General features: G+C 39.0%; 19 protein-coding genes and 1 riboswitch. Of the genes, 1 reads left to right on the top strand and 18 read right to left on the bottom strand.

Features of this window, described 5'->3' with window-relative positions; all coding sequences use genetic code 11:
* Positions 1 to 45 precede the first annotated feature (45 nt).
* On the bottom strand, positions 46 to 2,079 hold the full coding sequence (hutU, locus tag I0Q91_RS08195) for a urocanate hydratase (RefSeq protein WP_270453975.1): 2,034 nt from the start codon (positions 2,077 to 2,079) through the stop codon (positions 46 to 48).
* Positions 2,080 to 2,277: 198 nt separating this feature from the next.
* On the opposite strand from hutU, the gene I0Q91_RS08190 reads away from it, so the two are divergent.
* The gene (locus I0Q91_RS08190; RefSeq protein WP_270453974.1) at positions 2,278 to 4,161 is read left to right on the top strand and encodes a bifunctional 2',3'-cyclic-nucleotide 2'-phosphodiesterase/3'-nucleotidase; all 1,884 of its coding nucleotides are present in this window, start codon (positions 2,278 to 2,280) and stop codon (positions 4,159 to 4,161) included.
* Positions 4,162 to 4,216: 55 nt separating this feature from the next.
* Here I0Q91_RS08190 and I0Q91_RS08185 read toward each other — a convergent pair whose 3' ends face one another.
* From I0Q91_RS08185 to I0Q91_RS08105, 17 genes are all read right to left on the bottom strand, one after another.
* A complete protein-coding gene (locus I0Q91_RS08185; RefSeq protein WP_270453972.1) occupies positions 4,217 to 5,185 on the bottom strand; it encodes a polyprenyl synthetase family protein in 969 nt (322 codons plus the stop codon).
* An 18-nt stretch (positions 5,186 to 5,203) separates the two neighbouring features.
* Positions 5,204 to 6,097, bottom strand: a complete 894-nt coding sequence (locus tag I0Q91_RS08180; RefSeq protein ID WP_270453971.1) for a prenyltransferase — start codon at positions 6,095 to 6,097, stop codon at positions 5,204 to 5,206.
* Positions 6,098 to 6,290: 193 nt separating this feature from the next.
* On the bottom strand, positions 6,291 to 7,448 hold the full coding sequence (locus I0Q91_RS08175; protein ID WP_270453970.1) for a BTAD domain-containing putative transcriptional regulator: 1,158 nt from the start codon (positions 7,446 to 7,448) through the stop codon (positions 6,291 to 6,293).
* A gap of 177 nt (positions 7,449 to 7,625) precedes the next feature.
* A complete protein-coding gene (locus I0Q91_RS08170) occupies positions 7,626 to 8,498 on the bottom strand; it encodes a radical SAM protein (protein ID WP_270453969.1) in 873 nt (290 codons plus the stop codon).
* Positions 8,499 to 8,541: 43 nt separating this feature from the next.
* Entirely contained in the window at positions 8,542 to 8,766 is a 225-nt protein-coding gene (locus I0Q91_RS08165) for a hypothetical protein (RefSeq protein WP_270453968.1), read from the bottom strand.
* 105 nt (positions 8,767 to 8,871) lie between these two features.
* Positions 8,872 to 9,648 carry a PilZ domain-containing protein gene (locus I0Q91_RS08160; RefSeq protein ID WP_270453967.1) on the bottom strand — a complete coding sequence of 259 codons (777 nt, stop codon included), beginning with the start codon at positions 9,646 to 9,648 and terminating at the stop codon, positions 8,872 to 8,874.
* Between the two features lie 290 nt (positions 9,649 to 9,938).
* The gene (locus I0Q91_RS08155) at positions 9,939 to 10,721 is read right to left on the bottom strand and encodes a PilZ domain-containing protein (RefSeq protein WP_270453965.1); all 783 of its coding nucleotides are present in this window, start codon (positions 10,719 to 10,721) and stop codon (positions 9,939 to 9,941) included.
* 12 nt (positions 10,722 to 10,733) lie between these two features.
* Complete coding sequence (locus tag I0Q91_RS08150; RefSeq protein WP_270453964.1) at positions 10,734 to 11,840, bottom strand: hypothetical protein; 1,107 nt, start codon at positions 11,838 to 11,840, stop codon at positions 10,734 to 10,736.
* A 36-nt stretch (positions 11,841 to 11,876) separates the two neighbouring features.
* Positions 11,877 to 12,677: a CsgG/HfaB family protein gene (locus I0Q91_RS08145; RefSeq protein ID WP_270453963.1), complete on the bottom strand. Its 801-nt coding sequence runs from the start codon at positions 12,675 to 12,677 to the stop codon at positions 11,877 to 11,879.
* A gap of 52 nt (positions 12,678 to 12,729) precedes the next feature.
* Positions 12,730 to 13,533, bottom strand: coding sequence for a CsgG/HfaB family protein (locus tag I0Q91_RS08140; protein ID WP_270453962.1), 804 nt, complete (start codon positions 13,531 to 13,533; stop codon positions 12,730 to 12,732).
* 27 nt (positions 13,534 to 13,560) lie between these two features.
* A complete protein-coding gene (locus tag I0Q91_RS08135; RefSeq protein WP_270453961.1) occupies positions 13,561 to 14,001 on the bottom strand; it encodes a curli assembly protein CsgF in 441 nt (146 codons plus the stop codon).
* Positions 14,002 to 14,016: 15 nt separating this feature from the next.
* A complete protein-coding gene (locus tag I0Q91_RS08130) occupies positions 14,017 to 14,550 on the bottom strand; it encodes a hypothetical protein (protein ID WP_270453960.1) in 534 nt (177 codons plus the stop codon).
* A gap of 2 nt (positions 14,551 to 14,552) precedes the next feature.
* A complete protein-coding gene (locus I0Q91_RS08125; RefSeq protein WP_270453959.1) occupies positions 14,553 to 14,933 on the bottom strand; it encodes a hypothetical protein in 381 nt (126 codons plus the stop codon).
* A 15-nt stretch (positions 14,934 to 14,948) separates the two neighbouring features.
* A complete protein-coding gene (locus I0Q91_RS08120; RefSeq protein ID WP_270453958.1) occupies positions 14,949 to 15,620 on the bottom strand; it encodes a hypothetical protein in 672 nt (223 codons plus the stop codon).
* A 67-nt stretch (positions 15,621 to 15,687) separates the two neighbouring features.
* Entirely contained in the window at positions 15,688 to 16,236 is a 549-nt protein-coding gene (locus I0Q91_RS08115; RefSeq protein WP_270454223.1) for a hypothetical protein, read from the bottom strand.
* Positions 16,237 to 16,296: 60 nt separating this feature from the next.
* The gene (locus I0Q91_RS08110; RefSeq protein ID WP_270453957.1) at positions 16,297 to 16,563 is read right to left on the bottom strand and encodes a hypothetical protein; all 267 of its coding nucleotides are present in this window, start codon (positions 16,561 to 16,563) and stop codon (positions 16,297 to 16,299) included.
* Positions 16,564 to 16,743: 180 nt separating this feature from the next.
* Positions 16,744 to 17,715 (bottom strand): hypothetical protein, encoded by a 972-nt coding sequence (locus tag I0Q91_RS08105; protein ID WP_270453956.1) that lies wholly within the window; start codon positions 17,713 to 17,715, stop codon positions 16,744 to 16,746.
* 31 nt (positions 17,716 to 17,746) lie between these two features.
* Positions 17,747 to 17,835, bottom strand: a riboswitch (cyclic di-GMP riboswitch).
* Between the last annotated feature and the right edge of the window lie 49 nt (positions 17,836 to 17,884).

Genomic DNA, 17,884 nt, shown 5'->3' with positions numbered 1-17,884 from the left:
TTGCATTTTTATTTCAGATAGAATAACTATCTCTAACAGAGGTTTTTATTCAAACTGGTCTTCTACCAGATTATCGATTAAATTCTGATCAGCCTGATAGGGCAGGGTCACTGCGCCATTATCGCCCCGCTTTTTCTGCCATTCCAGCATCGTCTCAACAGCATGGGGATTCTGGGCCCAGGCCCTTCTGGCCACACCGCCATGAACATCCCAGTCAATTGAAGCTTTAATAATTCTATCGACCCTTTCACTGCCATCAAGTACCAGGCCAAAGCCACTATTAAAGGCCTTGCCGATACCGACACCGCCGCCATTACTCTGAACAGCTAAAGTCATACCCCGGGCTGCATTACCAGCAAAACACTGAATCGACATTTCAGCCATTATATTACTGCCATCCTTGATATTGGCGGTTTCTCTAAATGGCGAATCGGTACCGCCGGTATCATGATGGTCCCGGCCAAGCATTACCGGTCCAATCTCTCCATCTCTGACCATCTGATTAAATTTCAGTGCCATCTCGACCCGGCCAAAGCCATCAGTATAGAGAATCCTGGCCTTTGAACCGACAACTAAATCATTCTCCTCGGCATCCTTAATCCACTGATAGTTATCATAATCCTGGGCTCTTCTATCAGGATCAATGATCTCCCGGGCAGCCCGGTCAGTCTTCTTTAAATCTTCCTCTTTGCCGCTTAAGCAGACCCAGCGGTATGGCCCGTAGCCATAATCAAAACAGACTGGCCCCATGATATCTTCAACATAGGATGGGAAGATAAAGCCTTTATCAGGATTATTTTCATCGATTGCAATCTCTTTAACTCCGGCATCATATACAGCCTTCATAAAACTATTGCCATAATCAAAGAAATAGGTATCGCTATCGACTAATTTGCTGATTAGATCATAATGTTTTCTTAGAGACTTATCAACAGCTTCCTTAAATTTATCTGTGTCTTCAGCCAGGAGTTCTCTGGCCTCATCATACTGATAGCCTACCGGTATATATCCGCCAGTATAGGCGTCATGGCAGGAGGTCTGATCTGAAAGGAGATCGACATGGATACTATTTACAACTACATATTCCAATAGATCAACAATATTACCATGATAGGCAATAGAAACAGCTTCGCCTGAGGCCTGATATCTTCTGACCCATTTAAAGATCTGATCTAAATCATCGGAGACTTTGCTGAGCCAGCCCTGACTCTTTCTGGTCTCAATTGCCGACTTATCGACTTCGGCTATAACGCCGACGCCACCGGCAATCTCAATTGCCTTGGCCTGGGCTCCACTCATCCCGCCGAGACCTGATGTTATATAGAGCTGACCGCTTAAATCCTCATCCTGGTCGTTATTTAAGAACTTCCGCCCGGCATTTAAAAGGGTTAGATAGGTTCCATGGACAATTCCCTGGGGACCGATATACATCCAGCCACCGGCAGTCATCTGACCGTAATTGGCAACGCCTAAAGCTGCAGCCTTATTGAAATGCTCTGAGTCATCAAACATACCGACCATTAGGGCATTAGTTGATAGAACCCTGGGTGCCTCAGGCTTTGATGGAAATAAACCTAAAGGATGGCCAGAATTTACAACTAAAGTCTGCTCCTCAGTCATCACCTGGAGATATTTTTTGATTAAACGATACTGCATCCAGTTCTGGCAGACCTGACCGGTCTCGCCATAGGTCACCAGTTCATAGGGGTATAGAGCTACATCAAAATCAAGGTTATTATCGATCATCAGCTGTAAAGCCCTGCCTTCAAGGGTTTTACTCTGATACTGATCAACTGGTTTGGCCTTGATATTGCCCTCAGGGCGATAGCGATAGCCGTAAATTCTACCCCGGGTCATTAATTCATCTAGAAATTCCGGTGCCAGCTCCTCATGTAATTCCTCAGGGATATACCTTAAGGCATTCTTTAAAGCCAGTTTAATTTCTTCTCTGTCAAGATTTAGCTTCCGCTTTGGTGCTCTTCTGATTCCTGGTTTGAATTCTTTCTTCTCCGGCAATTCTGCCGGCAACTTAACCTGCATGGCCTGCCCGACCTGCCAGTTCAAAGATTTTTTATCCATCAAAAATCACTCCTCCTAATTTCTCCTGATTTCTATTATTTAATTACTTCTAGCTTAAACATGATAACTCCTTTAAATTAGAGAAAAACTTAAATAAAAATTTCCCAATTATAAACTTGAAATAAAACAGAATATTTTATATAATTTAAAATACAAATCTTTAATTAAAAGTACAATAATCTATCAAGGAGGGGTTTAATGTATTCAATTAAAAACATGAAAAAGACGAAACTTATTGGTTTAACAATTGCTATGGCATTCCTGGCAGTAACTTTAATAGCCAGTCCGGCAATGGCAGAAGATGGAGATTACAATTTGAGAATGATGGCAACTGGTGACCTCCATCAGTATTTAGTTCCATATGATTATATGAATGATGAACCATTTGATGCCTATGGTTTTTCAAAAACATTCACACTAATCGAGGAAGCCAGAGAGGAATTTGGCGAAAACACACTCTTATTTGATACCGGTGATGCTATTCAGGGTTCAATGATCGGTAATTACGAAGCTTTAGTAGAGCCTCTCGAAATGTTTGAAACTCAGGCAATTATTGAGGCTATGAACTTTGCAGGTTATGATGCAGCAGCAGTTGGTAACCATGAGCTGCAGGACTTTGGACTTGATTTCTTTGACAAGGCTTTAAGAGGCTCTGAATTTCCATGGCTAGGAGCTAACTTCTATACAATGGAAGGCGAATATTATACCCAGCCATTTGAAATCTTTGAAAAAGATATTGATGGCGAGACAGTTAGAATAGGAGTTATCAGTTTTGTTCCCCATGAGACAATGTCCTGGGGTAGAACTCATCTCCATGGTGAAGTAACTATAGATGATATTATAGAATCAGCAGAACATTATATCCCAATGCTAGAAAGTATTACTGATTTAGTTGTTGTTGCCTCCCATACCGGAGTTGGCAGCACAGCAAGAGATCATGCTGATTCCTATGATGCCGGTTATCATCTTGCCCAGATGGATGAAGTTGACGCCTATTTAGGTGGCCATTCACACAGCACATTCCCATCTGAAGATTATGCTGATGTTGAAAACATTAATGTTGAAGAAGGTACAATCTTTGGTAAGCCAGCTTCAATGCCTGGACGCTGGGGTGAAGCTCTCAGTATAATCGACTTAAAAATTGCTCATGAGAATGGCGAATGGGATATTGTAGACTTCAATGTTGATTTAAGAGAAATCGATGAAGATACTCCTGAGCATCCTGATATCGTTGAGATAGCAAGCGATGTTCATGATGCAACTGTAGAATATGTTAGAACACCAATTGGTTCAACTGAAGTTCCAGTAAAGGCTTATTTCTCAGAGGTTAAAGATAGTGCAGTAACCCAGGTTGTTAATGAGGCCCAGCTCTGGTTTGCTGAAGAGCAGCTAGCCAATACTGATTATGAAGATCACCCAATTGTTGGAGTAGCAGCTCCATTCCAGACTTCAACTTCAGTAGAAGGCGATATTACAATCGGTGATGTTACTGATATTTACCTCTATGACAATACTGTCTATATCCTGGAGATGACTGGAGAAGGCCTGGTTGAATTCCTCGAGCATTCAGTCCTCCATTTCAGCGAGATAGATCCTGATGATCCAGATCCACAGGTAATTGATACACTGGGACCTTCCTTCAATTACGATGTTGTTGAAGGTATTGATTACGAGATAGATATAACTCAGCCAGAAGGCGAAAGAATCACCAATGTTGAATATAATGGCGAACCACTTGATATGGATCAGGAATTTGCAGTAATCACCAATGATTACCGTGCCGGTGGCGGTGGCGACTTCCCACATACCGGTGATGATGCAGAGGTAATCTTCTCATCTGCAGATGCCAATAGAGATCAGATCATCCATTATATCGAAGAATACGGCACAATCAATCCTGAGCCGTCTGGCAACTGGAGATTAAAGCCTGTTGATACAGCCGGTCCAGTTCAGTTTGAAACCCATGCTGATGCTGTTGAATACATCGAAGAATTCGACAGAGTTCAGGGTATCGAGTTTGTTGAAGAAACTGAAGATGGAGCACTATTTGAACTTGACCTTGAAAACTTAGGCTGGGACTAAAGAATAATTGAATATAAAAAGCAAGACCCTGGAGCTCTTTGCTCCAGGGCTTTTTTTATTCTCTTCTATTATTCTGACAGTTTAAGATAAATTCCAGATCATCTCCAGCAGGGTCATCTACAAAATAATCTAATTCTGCTGCCGCTCTCTTAAAATACTGCTCTTCAATTTTTCTAGCCTGATTCAAATACTGATTATTCTCCAGCAGTTCCAGAATTTTAAGATAGCTCTCACTTTCAATAAGTCTAATAAATCTAACCTTAAGCTCATTATCCTCCAGGAGCAGAATTACTGGCAGAGTATAAATGCCCTGTCTGATATCCTGAAGCGGGGGCTTACCCATAGTTTCAGTATCTCCAAGAATATCAAGAAGGTCATCCTGGATCTGAAAGGCCATCCCTAGAGCCAGGCCATACCTGTAATAATGCACAGAGCTAGCTTTAGAAAAACCTGCCTCAATCGCTCCGGTATATGACGCAACCCCGAATAATAAGCCTGTTTTTCTCCGAACCTGCTTTAAATAGTCTCTAACTGTAATATCGTAATTATATCTATTTTTGAACTCAGACATCTGACCGGCACAGATCTCCGGCAATTTGCTGCTTAAAAACTTTAAACTCTCTGCTGATAAGTTTTTAAAGAATAAATGATAGGCTTTGCTCAGAAAATAATCACCGATAAAAAGGGCTGGTTCAGAACCAAACTCATCTAAAGCCGAAGGTTCTCCTCGCCTTAACCTGGCCTGATCGGCAATATCATCATGAACCAGGGTAGCCATATGTAAGATCTCAATGGCAGCAGCTATTTCAATTAATCTATTAGAGAGTTCTTCCCTGTTTCTATCAGCCTGGCTGGAGATTAAAAAGAGTAGTGACCTGATCCTTTTGCCACCAGCATTTATTAATCTGGACTGAGCCTGATTAAATACTGGTTCAGTAGAGGTAATATTATTATTTATAAATTTATCTAATTCATCGAGCCATAATTTAAATCTTGTCTCAAATTCATGATTTATAGAAGTCAATGTCTGGCTTCTCCCTCCTCAACTAATAAGATAACTAATAATCCAGATACTATTAAAAGTAAGCATTAATACTGCTGATTTCTGATCGATAAAGGCCAGCTTCCTTTTATTCCCTTTAACTCCTAAATAAGCAGACCAGGCCAGCTTATTTGCCAGCGGAAGTGTTATAAACCCTGCCAGGGCAACTATCCCAAAAGTTCCTTCCAGCACATAATATACCAGCAGTAGATAGGGCATCAGTAAAATCCATAAATAAACGTAAAAACTGTTCTTTAAACCTAATAGACCAACCAGTGTAATAATAGATTTATCAGCCTCAATATCCCGCATATCATTGGACCACAGGATAGCGACTGTCAATAAACCCATCGGTAGGGACAGTCCAATCCCTGGCAGATAAAATTCTCCGGCCATCCCATAATAAATGGTCTGGGGAATTAGGAGACCGAGAATAATGAAATTAGCAGGAACCCCCAGGCCAATATATTTTAAACTTATCGGCGGAGCAGTATAAAAATAACCTCCGCTAAGACCAATTGCCAGAAGAATAAATAATGGCCAGTGGCCTGTAATAATTATAAAAATACTGCCACCTAAACCACCTGCCAGCATAAAAATCTTGCTAACTTTCAGGGCGAAATCAGGAGCAATCCTCTCTTCGACCAGGACCTTGCTCGGTTTTTCCTGCTCTAAAGTATCAATATTATTTTTAACATCATAATATTCATTAACAATTGTGATCCCGATATGGATCATTAGAATCCCGACCAGGAGCAGAAAAAATATACTGGCATTAAAAACTCCATGGCTATAAGCAAAACTACCGCCTAAAATTGCTGGCAAAAAGATACAGGGCCAGGAAAATAGCCTGAGTAACTCTATCCAGTCCTTGATACTACCTTGCTTTTCCATTAAAACCACCTTTCACTTTCTGGTATTACTTATACTCTACATTTAATCAATACTATTAGAGTAATCTTTCCACCGCTTCTTTCCATGAGAATATTTAAAGCTTATGAATATATTCTAGATTAAACTTATATTTCCTTTTTCTTCATTCTCGAACAAAAATTTAGCCCCTGCTAATAAGCAGGGACAGAATTTGCTAATTTAATTTCTGATAGCTATAACTGAGGTTAACCTCAGCTGGTGGAAATTCTTCATAATAAAGCTCGTCTATTCTTGCAAGCAGAGCTTCAATCTCTTCTTCATTCTGTTCTTTGGCCAGCATCAGGTAATGCCTGGGTTGCCAGCGGGTAATAAGATCGCTGGACCGCAAATTTTCAGTTAAGATATCTCTTAGAATAGTCTCCGCCTTATTTGTTTCTTCAGGAGGGGCCTCGCCATTTAACTGAAAATGGATTAAAGAAATATCATCTCTATTCCGCTCAGCCCGCCGCTTTTCCAGTGAAAAGATGCTGGAGAAAGTCATTGGACCACACTGGAAGATCTCACCCTGACATAATTTATTATCTTCAAAAATACTGGCTGGATCTTCATCGATATCAGTTTCAAAAAAATCGGAGATTTCTGTCTGCAATTCAGGTGGCATCGGCAGATTGGAATTCTTCAAAAAGGCCATTGCTTCCTCGGTCTTGATCAGGGCCAGATCAGGTCGGTTATTCTTCTTAAAGACATCGATCATATCTAAGTAAAGCCCGACACTTTTGGGATGGGTCTTTAAAGCCAACTCATAAATTTCAATGGCCTCCTGGAACCTGTTTAAATCAACGAGAATCTCTCCTGTTTTAGCCACAGCCTTAAGGTAGAGTTCCCGGTAATACTGTCTTAACTTAATTAGATACCTATCTGTAATATACTGATTTTTTAGAAATGCCCCTTCATAAAGATCAAGTGCTCGCCGATATAATCTCAATGCCCGTTCTTTATCATCCTTCTCCTTGGCCTTTTCAATAATATTAAAGAAATAATCTATATCAAGCCAGTATTTGCTATCTGGATTAAAGGTATAGCCGCCCTGTTCGCTGAGAATAAATTCTGTACCCTTCATTTCAATATCTTTCCTGAGCCTATAAACTAAAGCTCTAAGGGATTGCCTGGGTGCAACATTTTCCTCAAGTTCAAGTTCCCGGATTAATTCCTGGTCAGTCAATTTTTCTCCTTTATTAAAAAGCAAGAGCAAAAAGAGCCGCCAGCGCTTATTCAAATTCTTATTCTCTCCAGAGAAGAGTACTTCCTCTTCTTTTCTCACCAGCAGATTGCCAAAAGTATAAACATATAACTTATGGTTCACAGCAGTCATATTTCTCCTCCTCTATAAAATATGAAGCCCGACCAGACAATGATTTCTTGGCCGTTATATTATATAATTGTATACTTGAGTGGATTCCCCTGCATTAAATCGAAAATAATTAAGACAAACCTGATAATTCCTGCCTGTTATGGGGTTTGTCATTATAATAAAATCACAATCAGCTAATTATAAATGGCCTGCTGCTGGATCCCTGAATTGACTGAGCTCAACTCTGCTGGCTTTTTCAATCTCTGCCAGCATTTCTTCCCTATCATCAGGCAGTCTGCCATTGATATCCCAGTGATTGGAAATATGGTCGCTGAGTAATTGAGAGCTTACATCTAAATTCTCAATCAAAATCCTGGTCTCTGCCAGGGCCTGATGGGCATTTAAAAGTTTGAATTTCCCTTTTTGATACAGCTCATGGAGCTTAGTTCCTTCAATTGGAATAAATGTCCTGAGCCTGATAAACTCTGGATCAAAATGATTTAATACTTTAGCACTGTTAACAGCATGCTGCTCTGATAAATCCTGACCCCCGACACCGACCAGATAATACTGACTGAGTTCAATGCCAGCCTCTTTAACCTTTTTGCCGGCAGCGATAATCTCTTCAGGGGTTGTCCCTTTATTGATAAGCTCCAGGGTATCTGCATCGCCAGATTCCATGCCAGTATGAGTTCTGGCCAGACCTGCTTCTCGCAAACTTTTTAATTCTTCAGCCGATTTCTTATTAACATACCTGGCTGAACCATAAGAGGTAATCCTCTCAACTTTGGGGAACTCCTCCCTGATTGTTTCAAGGAACTCAAGGAGCTGCTCTGTTTTAATAATAATTGTATTGCCATCAGCCAGAAAGACTGATTCAACTGGACCTCTATGAAACTGTTTGACTGCCTGGATGTGCTCCTTAAAACCAGCCAGAGATTTGATTGAAAAATCTTGATCGCTATACATTGAACAGAAATTACAGCGATTATAGGGGCAGCCTGTGGTAGCCTGGAGAATCAGACTCCTGGCCTCACTTGGTGGCCGATAAACTTTGCCTGTATATGGCATTATAAATCCTCCTATAAATTAAAAATCATTGTTTTAGTATAAGTTAAATATATGCTGAAATACCAAAGATAAAATGTATTGTTGCTAAAACTATTGTAATCCTGGCAAGAGTAACATGAACAGATAAAGGAAATCGCTTGATCTTCTTTCTGGTTAAAACCATGACGGCACCTGTAGAGATCAGAAAAATATAGGTTAAAATTCCGAGCCAGCCAACTAAAGGTAGCCCAAAATACATATTATAAGCCCAGTTAGCGATAGTCTGCATGAGGTCACCTCCTACTATTATTTTAACATATCCTGTATATTATTCAATAATTTTAAGCCCCTATCCAGGCAATCTGGAGAGAGGCTTAGTCAATCTTATATAAAATTAATTGGCGACTTTCTTAAGGCCTAATTCATCAATTATCTTAAGAGTATCAACATTCCGCCTCAAAAACTTTACACCTAAAGCTTTCTTATCACCAGATTGATCAATTGAATTGACCCTTGCTATATTACCAATCGTTGAAATTTTGTAATCATCATATTCAATCATTAGATCAATATATTTATCATTAACTACACTCAAGCCTAAATTATCAACTAAGAGCAGACCTTTTTTGCTGATATCCCTGGTTTCACCAATATTATAATTATCATCAGAGATAGCCATTAATTTTCCAAAATCATCGGCAATCCGATACTTAACAGTCGTTTCAAGCTCAAACCGTGGCGAGCTTCTCTCTTCTCTTCTGACCAGGAATTCAGGAGTTTTAATTACAACTTGATGATCATCATGATCATAAAACCCAAGTATCTGACTGTTAAAATAAAACCTCCCTTTAGGTCTCTTAGACCTGCTAAAACTAAGATAACAGGTAGCCAGCTCATTCAAGAGATTATTAGATTTATTACTATATACATGCAACCCGATCTCATCACTATTAAGAGATAAAACTTTTCCTTGATAGATACTTGTCAGCTGGTTCTCAGTTAAGTGAAAATCAACAATTGTCTCCCGTTCAATCAGCTCTGGAACATCCCAAAGAATTTCCTGCAGATCACCGCCACATTTCTCACATTCATCGGAAAATTTACTTGCCTCTCTTGAAGATGCAGTATAATATTTTTCTTCACACTGCTCACACCTAAACCATGCAGGCATTTTCATCACCCCTCACTCAAAGCTAAATATTTATCTTTTAGCTTTATATTATTGTATTCTCTGCCAGATTGAAATCTCCTTCACAACTCATCTTTTGTCATCAGCATTATCTAAAACAAGATATCTTTAATTATATTATAATTTCTACTGAATTTAAATGACGCTGTGATAACGCAAAAAAATATCCTCTATAGCAAAAGCATCTGAATTTCAGCAATTACTATAGAGGGCAATTTATAAGGGGAGAAATTTAAATAGTTTTATATCCAGACCAGAGCAAAACCTGAATATTAATTGACAATTCTTCTGTCCTTGAGCTCTTTTATTATATCTAAATTGTTGAAATCTCTATCAAGAAATTTTATACCTAAAGCCAGCTTACCATCAGCCTCTTTTAAGCGATTGACCCTGGCAATATTCCCGATAGTTGAGATATTATAATCACCATATTCTATTTCTAAATCGACATATTTATCAGGGTTAAGCTCCTCGAAACTGGACATTTCATCCATCAATAAAAGTCCGGTTCTGCTAATATCAAGACTCTGGCCAACTTTATAGTCGCTATCTGCTTTAGCCATCAGCTCTTTAATATCATCACCAAGTCTGTACTTAACCCTGGTTTTAAGAGGATACCGCTCTGCCTGGCGTTCCTGCTTTCTTTCAATATATTCAGGAGTTTCTATTATAATCTGAGGATTCATCTCTTCGTAAAAACTTAAGATTTTGCCATGGAAAAAATACCTGCCTTCAGGAAATTCATCTCTGGCAAAGCTGACATGACAGGCTGAAAGTTCCTTTAGAATGATATCAGAGCGCTTGCTATAAACAATTAAATTTATCTCTCTGTCATCAACTGAGAGTACCTTGCCACTATATAATTTCGCTGGCTCTTTCTTTCTGAGATGGAAATTAACCATCATACTCTTTTTCAAATACTGTTTGACGTCATAATAGACTTCAGCCAACTTGCCGTCGCATTCTTCGCATAAGTCATCAAATTTACCGGCATCACTGGAGGCAGCAGTATAATATTTCTTTCCACATTTTTTGCATTTAAACCAGGTTGGCATCCCTTTCACCTCCTAATCAAGTTCAACAGTCTCGCTTAACCCACTATCATTATCATATTCATTAATTGCTTTGACTCTATAATATATATTCTCGGTATCCTGAATTTCTCCTTCATATCTGATTACTTTTTTATCATCAGGATTGTCAACATCTATTTCAATTTCTTCATCAGCATCATCTTCAGTAAAATCGCTCTCACCGGTGAATTTATATAGCCTGTATTCTTTTACATATTCATCGACATCAATCTGTGCATTGGCTCTGCTCCGCTGCCAGGAAATTTCGTAATCATCGCCTTTTCTTTCAATCCTGACATTCTCTGGAGTTTCAGGATAAGGCTCTTCGACCATGAAGTTTACAACAATCTCATCATTTTGATACTCACGATTATCGACATCGATGATATAATCATCATAGGGAGTTTCAACAATCAACTGATATTCTTCTGCAAATTCTAAGTATTCATCCTGATCTTCATCAGTGAAAAATCTATCCCGCCAGTCGGTCAGACTGATCTCTATTTTATTCTCGTCTATCTCGACATTATTAGTTTCTATAATATCCTCATCCTGATCATTATCGCCAGTGTCATTGCCGTTGTCATTGCCGTTATCATTAACCTTTTCAATTCTGACTTCCAGTTCATTGTCAGGATAAAGGGCATTATTAAAGAAGATGGTGACATCTTCAAGATTATGGGGAACTCCGGTTATATCATCGGTATCAGTATAATCGATAGGTTCGATACCGCTAAAATCTATTTCCAGGGGTTTAAATTCGTTAAGCCTGAGGGCTGCCCTGATATTTTTATCGCCATCAAGCTGAATGCTATAGTCACCATCAGAACCGGCAACATCTCCGCTGTCATCGCCTTCCCAGCCGAGAAATTCATAGCCTGCAGCCTCGGCAAATTCTATTTCGACAACAGCACCGTCTTCATAACGGTAACGGCCTAAATCTGGCTCAATCTGCTCAACGCCATACTGATTATCTGCAGATATATTTAAATAATTATATTCAATCTCAGCTTCATCCTGTAGCCCATCACAGCTGCTTAAAACGGGCAATAAGACTAATATAATAAGAATTACTCCAAATTTTTTCAGATATCCTGCCAAGATTATCAACCTCCATTTCTCCAGGGCTGACAGTAATTAATGGATAAATTCAGAGAGCTCAAAGACTGCTTCTTCCAGCAATCTCCTTAAAACCAAGTTAACAACTTCCTGTTTGCCCTGGCCGGCTTCAAACTCTACAATATTCTCACCCATAAATTCAAAGGTCTCAACTCCGACTCTTTCGCCTTCTATCTCATCTCTTAAACTCCTGGACCAGAGAACTTCACCGGTGGTGGCATCTACCAGTCTTAAATCAATGGCTGTGCTGGCCACAGCATATTCGTCTGAACCACCGACTCCGGCAATTGATAAGCCGGTACCACCTGATTCTTTATCGACCTGATACTCAGTTACAGAACCATCTATGATATAATCGGCTCCTGCCAGTTCATTGAGCTCAGGCCCTTCATCTGCTGCAATCAGATTATTATCCTTTAAGTCATGTTCATTCATTAGATGTTCATCACTTATTCTCTCCAATACTTTAAACTGCCTGGAGCGTTTTAAGGCTGTAACAAGCATATCGCCTGCTCCCTGACTGACCAGCGATGAGCCATCTTCAGTGAATTCACCGGTCTCATCGTCAATCTCAAAGACTGCCACTGCCGGCTTATCCTCTGGTTCATCTAAAGAAGCCAGCAGCTGGGTAGATGTATTGACATTGGGATCGGCAGATAAGATCTGATCGCTATCAGTCAGGATCTCATCCTTTAAGTCTTCTAGTTCCTGGTCATCCTCTAAATCCAGCCCATCGGCAGAACTTTCTACTGCTAAAAATCCACTGATTATTAGAACTAAACAGAGAGAGATAACTCCTGCTAATTTATATTTTTTCATAATCTGCCTCCTAATTTGGAGATGATCAATTGTTATATAGTTTTAATAACGATTAATTGACAATATCGCTCTCGGCTAAATCAAAGACTGCCTCCTCAAGAAGTGTTCTAACGACAAGGTTTATAACTTCCTGCTTGCCTTCACCGGTCTCGAATTCAACGACATTATCTCCCATAAAGGAGAATGCCTGAACTCCAACTCTTTCGCCCTCTATCTCGTCCTTTAAACTCCTGGCCCAGACAACTTCAGCTGTGGTTGTATCGACCAGCCTTAAATCTATGGCAGTTCTGGCAACGGCAGTTTCAGTGGAGCCGCCGACGCCACCGACTGAAATACCCATGCCACCAGAGGTTTTATCGACTTGATATTCGGTGATAGCGCCTTCAAGGACATAGTCGGCGCCTTTCATCTCGCCGAGATCAGGTCCTTCACCGAATGCAAGGCGGTCTTCAGCCTGGAGCTGCTGTTCATTCATGAAATCACCGAGACTGGATCTATCCAGGACATTAAACTGCCTTGACCTGGCCAGGGCGGTAATTAGCATATCTGTTGCCCCCTGGGTGACGACTGCTGAACCAGTCTCCTGGCGCTGTCCAGTCTTATCGGCAATATTATAGACTGCAATTGAGGCTTTTTCATCTTCAGCTGGCTCAGGCAGAGCTGCCAGCAGCTGGGTGGCCACAGTTACATTCTTCTCCGAAGATTTAATTTCATCGGCTTCTTCTAAGATTTTATCCATTAGTTCATCGATACTGGCATCATCTAAATCTTCGGCCAGGGTAACCCCGGGAATTATTAGTATAGCAACAAGGCTTAATGCTATAATACCTATTAAGGTTTTAGCTTCATATGTCATATTTATATCCTCCTAACAGCTTGTGATTTACCAGCCGCCAAAGTCACCACCGAAATCATCATCTGAATAGGTTATAATTGTGCTGTCACCGCTAATCTGGTCGACTATTTCAACGATAACCTCGCCAGTCTGGGGATCTTCGGCTACAGATATATTTAAGTTACCGGCATCAAATTCGCCATAGGGTACTTCATCTTCATCCATGATCATATCAACGATTTCCCGCTGGGCTGAGCTATATAGTCTCCGCTCCAGGCCATCAGCAAAATCCTGAATTGGGTCCTCTTCTTCATCAACTAATTCTCTCTGGGTTTCAGCGGTATTGATTGCCACCTGCCGGGCATTTGGATCATTAAAGGTCTGGAAACTCCAGCTCATGGTATAGTTATAGCCATTAAAGGCTTCGATATTACCTGCAAATGCTAAAACCAGCGCAAATGCAACAATTATAGGAATTATCTTTTTCATTTATTTAAACCTCCTCTAAAAGCTAATCTGGAAGCCAGCTACTGGATAGACATTGCTATCTTCGAAACTTCCACCTGTATTTATAGCTCTGGCCTCAACAAAGATATTATCTGTGATATCCCAGCCGGCAAAGAGATGGTATTCTGCCTCACCGATAACATCGCCACCGGCGCCAATGTAAATATTCTCAATTGGCTCAAAGGATAATGACATAAACCCGGCGATCTCGCTCTCGGCTCTGAGATAAAAGACTTCACCGATAAACCTTAATGGCCTGCCAGCTGGAGAACCTAGCTGGGGTGCAAATCTCAGGCCAGTATTAATTAGATTGTCGCCTTCGCCATAGGTTGTAAAGACAGAGCCCAGTTTATGGTTTCTAAACTCCGGGGTATCCTCCTCTTCCATCATTGCCCTGGAAGCCTCAATCAGCTCCATTCTCCATTCTAAATCTTCATCCTCTTCTGCCAGGGCAGGTGTTGCCAGAATAATTACTGCCAGAAATAAACTAATTGTAATTATTGCTGCCATATTCTTATAGTTTTTAGTCAAAGTTAATCATCCTCCTTATCATCATCGTCACCATCTGGACTATTATTGGTCTCTGCATCTGCATTACTCTCAGCATCACTAACTGATTGCTGATTGATTACTGCCTGATTGCCGCTACCTTCCTGAGAAATACGGGCTTCAGAATTTTCGCCCTGCTGAAAAATAAGAGAAAAATTTTTATCGCCAGATTGAAAAACTTCCTGATAGTTATTGTTATCAGAGAAAATGATCCTGATATTCCAGCTATCATCTATTGTTATTTCATAATTGAAACCTGGTTCTAAGTTAAGATTGAGTTCAGCTACTGTGGCGGTTTGGATTGTAACTCCAGATATAACCAGTAAAATTAACAGAAGAAAAAGGAGGCTTTTTATGATTCTCACTATTTCACCTCCTTTCTACTCACCGATCAGGATTTCTATATTCTGGTTGTCACCGTGTTGAATTACTTCTAAACTCTCATCATTTTTAAAACTCATGATATCAGCTGAGTTATTCTCTCCGTTTTGATCTATCCTTTTACTTGTATTTGTTCCTAATTGAATAATTCCAGCTTCATTATCATCTTTACTCTGATTTATTTGTCCTGTATGATTGCTTCCATATTGAGCTATTAAAGCTATATTATAATCTCCATTTTGTTCAATAGAGGCTTCATTATTTCCAGACCACCAAGCAAATTCGTCTTGATGAGTAATTCCTATATTATTGTCTCCTTCTTGATAAATCTCTGTTGAATTATTATTACCAATTTGTTTAATCAAACTATAATTGTTTACCCCTACTTGTTCTATTGAAGCAAAATTAATGTTTCCCACCTGGTTTATATTAGCCAAATTATCTGTATAAGTATTATAGCTTATATCATTGTAATCCAGGATTGAAACTTCGCCTAATAAATTTTTTTGATTTTCAGATTCTAATTCTAGCAATTCATCATTAATATCTTCAGCCTGAACAAAAATTCCAGCAGACAGAACAAATACACATATTAAAATAACTAACATAAATTTTTTAATAAATAAACTGTTTAGTTTTCTTATTATATTTTTGAAGGCCAATTTTTCCATTATATCACCTACTTAAAGTGATTTTGATACAGCCTGAATTAACAGGCTGCAATGAATTGAAATTCAATCAATTCCCCTGAATTACTGTTGCAGAATTAGAATTTCCTTCTTGATTTATTGTAGCAATATCTTCTGCTGCAGTTTGATTAATTAATGCTGAATTATCATTACCTCTTTGAACAATAGAGCCTTCATTATTTCCAGTAATATTCCAATCTACAGCAAATTGAACTATCTGAGCTTCATTATTGTCGCCAAATTGATCTATTTGAGCTTCATTACCTTCAACAAAGTCATGCTGATTAATATTAACGGTATTAGCTTCTCCAATTTGATTTATTGAATAGATACCTCTATGGGCGATATCACCAAATATTTCTGCTTCATTTGCGATTCCTTCTTGATTTATTCTTGCTTTTCCCTCTACTGATGACATAAGATTTATATTAGCAAAATTAGATTCCCCTTCTTGTTTTATAATTGAATTATTTTCTCGAGCCCAAATTTGATAAATTAAAGCAGTATTTATTATACCATCCTGCTCAATATCAGCATTCATATCTGGCCCGGCTTGATAAATATCCCCTAAATTCAATTCGCCATCTTGAGATATTATAGCTTCAGAATTACCTGTTCCAAAAGTCTGAAGAATATCTGCTGTATGGTTATCTCCTTTTTAAATAATTTCAGATGTAATTACTGCTATTTCTGAAGGATGCTGTTGATTAATAGTTGCCACATGATTAGATCCTTCTTGTTCTAAATTAGCAACATTACCAGTTGTTTGATTTATTATTCCTAAATGCTCATTACCTATTTGTTCCACATCAGCTTCTGCGCTGTCCCCTATCTGGTCAATATCTGCTTCATTGCCTGCCAATCCAACAAAACTGATACCAAAGACTAATATAACAGCCAAAGTAAAAGCAAATAGTTTTTTCATTATATTAATAAGCCTCCTTTTTATTAGTTAAAGATCATTTTGAATCCTTAAAACTAAAAATATAATCTATAACCAATAATTAAGGCCTATAACTATAAACAACTATAATTAACTAAGCTTTTGAAATAATGGGCACCTTATTAAATAAGGTGCCCATTATTATAACACCTATTAGATCTATTAATTAGTGCTTTGTATTACTTCAGCAGTATTTTCATATCCTTCTTGATTTATATCAGATGAATGACCTGCATCTTCACTTTGCCATAATAAAGCTGTATTATCATTTCCAATTTGATTTATTTCTGCAGAATCATTTCCACCCTGGTGGAGACCTATAACATTTCTATCACCAGTTTGCTGACCAGCAAACACGGAATCAGTTTGTACTGCCCGATCGGTTTTTTCTTCACCATTAAATCCTACAAACTTGTTTTCGTCGCCTTCCTGAGTGAAGAATACTTCTGAGTCATTTTGTGCTGGGAATTCTGTATTATGCTCAAGCCTGAATAAATTATCGTCTCCATCTTGTTTAATCCAAGCATTTGCTTCAGTTTGAACTAGTTCAATGATATTTCTGTTACCCTCTTGAACTAAATCTGCATCACTACCGCCTAGGTTCTGAGTTTCCCCACCTGAGAAAACATCAGCTTTATTTTCATCTCCATCTTGATAGATAGTTACTGCACTTGAAATTGACCATGGGTAATCTGATAAATATGAATCTATTATAGCTTTATTTTCATTTCCCATTTGATCTATCTCAGACCAAGAATTAGCACCATTTTCATCATAATTTCTATTTATTTCAGCAAAATTTTCCATACCATCTTGATTAATTCTTAAAAATAATGCAGTATTATCACTGCTAGATACTGAATTAATTATTGCTTCATTTCTTATTCCTGCTTGATCAATCCAGGAATATGTTGCAGCTTCCCAGCCTGGATCATGAATATCATGACCTAATCCCCAAAGATTGCCTTCTTGAGTTATTTTAGCCTCATGAGATTCACCCACTTGCTCAATCATAGCATCTAAATTAGTCCCATCCTGGTCAATTGTAGCTTCATGACCTTCATCAGCCATTACTCCCATGCTCATACCAAAGACGACTGCTATTGCTAAAATACCGATAAATAGTTTTCTCATTAGTATTAATCCCCCTTTATTGGATTTGGTTTTTCCCTTTGGTCGGTTTCACCACTGGCTCACTGCTATCTTTTCAGGTGACCAGATTTAAGATAACAGGTCACTGCCTCCAATAAGGAAGGTTAAATATTAAGCTAATTCTTATAGTGCTCTCCACATGCCTAAACTG

This window comes from Halonatronomonas betaini (genome assembly GCF_015666175.1).
GTDB lineage: Bacteria > Bacillota > Halanaerobiia > Halanaerobiales > Halarsenatibacteraceae > Halonatronomonas > Halonatronomonas betaini.
The sequence above is the reverse complement of the archived record's forward strand: the minus strand, read 5'-3'. Positions and strand labels throughout refer to the sequence as shown.